1 protein-coding gene is annotated in these 212 nt (G+C 37.7%); it reads right to left on the reverse strand.

Annotated features, from left to right (window positions below):
- The coding region (locus NE619_RS18735) for a LamG domain-containing protein (RefSeq protein ID WP_256133953.1) at positions 1-212 on the reverse strand (212 nt) is incomplete at both ends.

Raw genomic sequence — 212 nt, forward strand, 5'->3', positions numbered from 1 at the left:
GGCTTGTTTGAGACATATGTAATCGTCTTATCTTCGGCGTCTGTTATCAAGTTTGTTGTAATCTGATACGTTTCTCCGATATTTACCGTTGGATTCGTATCCGCAATGTTTAATCCTTTTACTTTCATTGCGGAAAGTATTTCACTTTCATTCAATACACGGTTATAAACTTTCACTTCATCGATCAGACCTGTAAATCCAGTACCGCCGAT

The organism is Anaerovorax odorimutans (assembly GCF_024459955.1).
GTDB lineage: Bacteria > Bacillota > Clostridia > Peptostreptococcales > Anaerovoracaceae > Hominibacterium > Hominibacterium odorimutans_A.